The 5254-nt window shown below is 51.3% G+C and carries 5 protein-coding genes; all 5 read right to left on the bottom strand.

Going from position 1 to position 5254, the window contains the following annotated elements:
* Positions 1-61 precede the first annotated feature (61 nt).
* On the bottom strand, positions 62-1561 hold the full coding sequence (locus tag ACOTYN_RS25620) for a helix-hairpin-helix domain-containing protein (protein WP_032662300.1): 1500 nt from the start codon (positions 1559-1561) through the stop codon (positions 62-64).
* A gap of 25 nt (positions 1562-1586) precedes the next feature.
* Positions 1587-3224: a PP2C family serine/threonine-protein phosphatase gene (locus ACOTYN_RS25625; RefSeq protein ID WP_063928008.1), complete on the bottom strand. Its 1638-nt coding sequence runs from the start codon at positions 3222-3224 to the stop codon at positions 1587-1589.
* Complete coding sequence (locus ACOTYN_RS25630) at positions 3224-4264, bottom strand: TerY-C metal binding domain-containing protein (protein ID WP_045899550.1); 1041 nt, start codon at positions 4262-4264, stop codon at positions 3224-3226. The genes ACOTYN_RS25625 and ACOTYN_RS25630 overlap by 1 nt, the downstream gene beginning before the upstream one ends.
* A gap of 85 nt (positions 4265-4349) precedes the next feature.
* Entirely contained in the window at positions 4350-4988 is a 639-nt protein-coding gene (locus ACOTYN_RS25635) for a vWA domain-containing protein (RefSeq protein WP_013087240.1), read from the bottom strand.
* Positions 4988-5254: TerD family protein (locus tag ACOTYN_RS25640; RefSeq protein ID WP_421634793.1), on the bottom strand; the 267-nt coding region annotated here is incomplete at its 5' end. The genes ACOTYN_RS25635 and ACOTYN_RS25640, both read right to left, overlap by 1 nt.

A 5254-nucleotide genomic window follows, 5' to 3' on the forward strand; every position in this document is an offset into this window, starting at 1 on the left:
TTGTTCTGAGGTGAGCATATCACCTCTGTTCAGGTGGCCAAATTCAGTAAACCACTTCACGTTAGTTTTCTACTAACTGAACGACGACTAGCCTGCCGCCTTCCTCCTTTGACAGAACAAACTGAGCGTTATTCGTCAGTTCAATTTTTTCACCAATGGCAATCTGTCGTTTATCCGGTAATGACATAAGCCCATTTATGCCTTCATTTACTAACCACCACTGATCGTTATGGAAAACAAAATACCCAACTCGTTTCCTTTGTGCATCGGTTGTGCGCTCATTTGGCGCAATGAGGCGATTCACATGCCACGCATAGATTGACTGCCCGCTCCACACCATCAACCGGTGATCGTCAGGACGATAACTGCCTTCCTTTCGGGATGAATATAAATTTAGAACCGGTAATTTACCCTTGTATGGCGTACCGCAGTAGGGACAAACCGGCTTTGTCTTACCTGAGAAAACGTACCATTTCTGTTCACACGCCTTGTTCTGGCAGGGCTGTATCAGATCGACTGTTTTAACCAGGGCACTTTCCCACTCATCGGCGGTCGGGCGTTTAGTGGCATCGTGTAAGCCATCAATAAAGGCGCGTTCAAACAAAGGCGTCAGATAAGGGCCCATGATGGTGTAAGGAATTTTCTCCGGGTCAGCCCAGGGCAGTGAAAAGGAGGATAGCTGACTGACTTTGACTGCATTGCTTTTGTCTGTCGGATGTTCAATGAAGAGTGCCTTCTCACCCATAGATAAGGTCTCATCACGTACTTCATCCGACATGTCATGTATTTTTCCGCCACGTAGCGGATGACGGAAGAACAGATACATGTAGATAAGCACCGACAGCGCATGACGGTCAGTAGAAATGCTTGGCAATACGCGGTTCGGATCCTCTTTGGAAAGATGGCTGGTTTTCACCACTTCCGGAGCGATAAAATCCGGGGTGCCCACGACGTCGGGAGGATACTTTCCAGGGACAACCAGGCCGTCTACGTCAATGATGCAGGCATGTCCCATTTCTGGATCGATAAGCACGTTTTTATAGCTTAGATCGCTGTGACAGAGACCTGCCGCATGCATCCTTCTGACGGCTCTTGTTAGCAGCAGACAGACCTTGAGATAGGTAAGCGTATTGCCTCGTTCACGTGGGTCGAGAAATTTATTCTGGTTGCTGGCGCTGGCAAACCATTTGCCTTCCTTTTCACGGCCTTTTATGCCAAGAAAATCATCGTTTTTAGAGCCGTATTTAAAGAAAAAGTAGCTTTTGTAGGTTGGAACCACGATGCCGATTTTATCCCCATGCTCAACAACGTGGGTCGGCCAGCAAAACAGGTCCTTCCAGTATTCACCTCCGGACTGGCCAAAAATGTTTTGCCTGTAGCGTCCGGTGATCATATCAATCCGATCCCGGGCCTGCTCGTTCTGCGGTTTATGATAAAAAGCGACGACGTATGATTTATCAGGCGAGAAGTAAACATCCTTCATCGAGCCCGAACCAATTACCTCGTCAACATACTGGACTGTTTCGCCGTCCTTTGTTTTGCACGTAACAATATTTGCCATATTGATCACCGAAGAAGCGTATGCCTTACCACAACACCGCAATAGTGCGGTCATCGTGGTTCCCTGTGGAGAAAAAGTTAAGCCAGTCGCCTAACCTCTCAGGCGCAATACTGGCGTCTGTAAGGACAGGGATGAGCTCATCAAGGAGACGGGTCCATTTTTCGTCACTGCGAAGCCCGTTATCTGTCTCAAACAGAGGGTCTGATACGCCATCTGTCATGAGGATCAAGTGAGATACATCATTCCATTTACCCACGCTGATGCGGCCGCTAAACGAGGGGTCTGCGATAATGCTCTGGTCAAGAAAGCGGGTTTGTCCTGCGTATTCTCCGCTATCGGGATTTCCCAGTATCCTGACTTTACCGGAAGGGCTGTATGCACCTATCGCACCATCACCAAGCCAGAATGCAGCCGCAAACAGCTCATTATCAGTTCGTAGCGCTACAGTTGCCAGTAGGGTTGTTGAATAGGATTTCACAGGTTGTTCTGCACAAATGGCTTCGTTCTGGATACTGTTGACCGCGAGCGTAGCTGCCTGTTTAAAATGATGAAGCATGGCGTTTATGGTTGCCTGCTGATCGCTCCCTTCCCACGCCGTGATGTGCTGCTTTAGATGGACGCCTTTCAAACCACTGAGCTGATTGAAAAGGTAATCGCCAGCCGTTTGGACTGCAATCCGGGAGCCTTCCCGGGAATTTACCGCACTACCGGCCCCGTCTGCGACCAGCATGACAGACCATCCTGTTTCCTGGCAGTGGTTGATATAGAAGTCGTCATCTCTGAAGCTCCCGGCATGCTCATGAGATCGTCCCCGGCGACTGGCGGCAGCAATACGTATGTCACCCTTGACCAGGCCAGCAGCGTCCAGATGGGACTTAGGGTAGGAAGCGCCTGCTGGTGGCTCTACCACCTTCCACAGGCTTCTCGGATCGGGATTGACTATAAAAAGCTGTTTTGTTTCGCATTCGTCGTGCGAAGCGCATGACCAGAGTACTGAAAGCTCTATATCGCCGCTTTCGGTGGGTGTACCTGTCAGCAACTTATGCTCTTTGTCAAAGGTCAGGCCAATGTTCCTGGGAAAGACAACGTCCCTGACAGTAGCCTGCTGGCCCTCATCCAGAACTATAGCAACCGGCGAAGAGAAACGTTCGCCTGCGCGGGCGTTGGGAATAACTATTTTAGCTCTCGGGGGAACGGCAGGTGGCACAGCTAATCCGGCCCGCTGCTGGCCTGTCGGTATCTGCCCGGGTTTTAATACCAGGGAAGACAGGTTTTCGTCTTCCCTCTGTGCTGGTTTATCAAATTCGTAATAAGGCATCAGCTTCCAGAACGGAGGATGAGGTTCATTTTCTGGCAGGGGTTGCAGTAATGGTGTATCGGTAGCGTCAATGCCCGGGTTATCTGCATCACTTACGACCGTTTGTTGCTGATCGGAAAGGCTGGATGCTGACGAGGGGGCGATCTCTGCGTCGTTATAACCTTCGCTAACCCGCGCAGATAAACCCTGTGCAAGGCTCTCAATCCGCTCTTTAAGCCGCATAATCTCTTCAGTAAGGGAAGGGTCGTGCGATAGAAGAAAAAGCCGCTCACCTTCTACAGGGTGGCCCAGCTCAGACAGCACTAAGCGGATAATCTTCTCTTCAAGTAAAGCATTTTGCGACATCAACCTCTCCCTCTGTTTACGTCGAAGTTAGTGTTTCCGCCATCATTGCTGAATGACAGGCCTGTTTCACACCACGGGCAGATCACGTCATCCGGGCCGTCAATGCACAGCAATTTTCCGCATGAGCACAGGGCAAACGCACTGGCATTACCGCAGTGAGGGCAACCCGGTACGCCATGCAGTTCGCTGGTGTTTACCTGCAAACCGGTAGCGGTGGCATCTGACCATGCAAAATAGTCCTCATCGATGGGATAGCATCCGGCAATATTAAAGCTGTTCAGGTTCAGGCTGAAATCGAGCCCGGAAATCCTTGCTGGTGGCCGTTCATACTTCATCAGATACGGACGACGGGTCTTGCTGCAACGGCCGGTAAGCGTAACGCAGTTTTCGTCGTACGCTTTTACTGGCTCGTCCTTGGCCAGCCGGACTATGTATTCAGTCTGGCTGAGCTCAGGTTGTTTGTCGTCTCCGACGCTGCGGCTGTGCGCCGTAACCGAGGCTGTGATCCATTTGATGAAGCGGGTAAAGTCCCCTTCCTGAGACTCGGTGAACAGCATGACATTCTCTGTCAGTTGCCGCAGGGTATTCAGGTCCGCTGACGGCCCCAGGCCAACGGCAATGAGATTCACTTTACTCGCGTAGTGATCCTTCCAGCGCTTCACTTCTGCGGTTGTGTCGTCAGTCGGACGTCCGTCGGTAAGGAGATACACGACGGGTTTCCAGTCGCCTTTAGCCTCATGAGTGGTTTTTCTGACCTGGGTATCAATTTGTACGGTCAGCTCACGCAATGCGGCCCCAAGGCTCGTACCGCCGCCAACGGGAAGGCGGGGAGGGTAGAACGAGGCAATTTCGTGAAGAGGTACAATCGTACGGGCTACACCGGCAAATGCGATTACCGAAACCCAGGCTGTTTCAAGTGCGTGTGGATCCTTTCTTAAATCTCCGACGATCATTTGCAGACCATCAGTCATTTTTTTCAGGTTTTCACCAATCATGGACTCTGAACAGTCCAGGACAAAAAACACGGGAAGGCGTCTCATAATTTTCCTCGTACGGCTGGTACGGCCAGCAGAAAACGTTGCTGTACAGAAAGGTGCTGCCCGGAAAGCAGCACCTTTCTGTCTGTCAGAGCACCAGCTGGATTTCTGGTGGAGGAGGGGGAAGGGTATCAGTTCCGTTATTGATCCCCGCGCTTGTGCTGCCGGAAGACACGCTGGCCGATACCCATTTAAAGAAACCTGCAAACGCGGTTGAATCTAGCGTCTCCAGAGACACAACCTTATCGGTGAGCTGTTTTAAGTGCTCATGGCCTGCTTTAGGACCAACGGCGCAGGCAATGATGGATCCGAATCCCCGGCCGCGAATCGCTTTTACCGCTTCACCGTACGCCAGGGCATCAGAAGGGGTTCCATCAGTCATCAGGAATACCAGAGGACGCCAGTCTCCTTTTGTATCACCATCTGAGCGACGTACATCCCGTTCAACACACTGCATCAGACATTCAAGGGCAGCACCGGTGAACGTCCCGCCTGCGCTTGGCACAACGATGTCAGAAAACTGGAAGTCTTCCAGCGGCGTGAGAGGAATGAACTCACGCGCCCCATTGTCATAGGTGATAATGGAGATATGAACGCTTTCGAGGGCGTAGGGATCCTGGCGAAGAGCGCTAAGCATCGCCTGAATTCCAACGTTAACGGAATGGATGGACTCACCGCGCATCGACCCGGATGTGTCGATAACAAGGTAAACAGGCAGGCGGCGCATCACATGTAATTCCTCAGGTGCGAGACAAACGAATCTGATTCTGAAGGCTCACCAATTGCCCTGAGTTTCCAGCCTGTAGCCTCGCGTATCAGCTCGGCAAAAACCATGGAGCGCTGGCTGGCGAAGGCGGGTCCGCCAGAAAGATCGAATCGTGCCATTTCAATATTACGGGCATCTACTGCCCGGATGAAGGCATTCTGAACTTTTCCAAAGTGCTGCTGGAGCTTTTCACCATTGTAGATCTGAACGATGAACACAATTTTCTC

This window comes from Enterobacter cloacae complex sp. IR5458 (genome assembly GCF_049238025.1).
Taxonomy (GTDB): Bacteria; Pseudomonadota; Gammaproteobacteria; order Enterobacterales; family Enterobacteriaceae; genus Enterobacter; species Enterobacter kobei.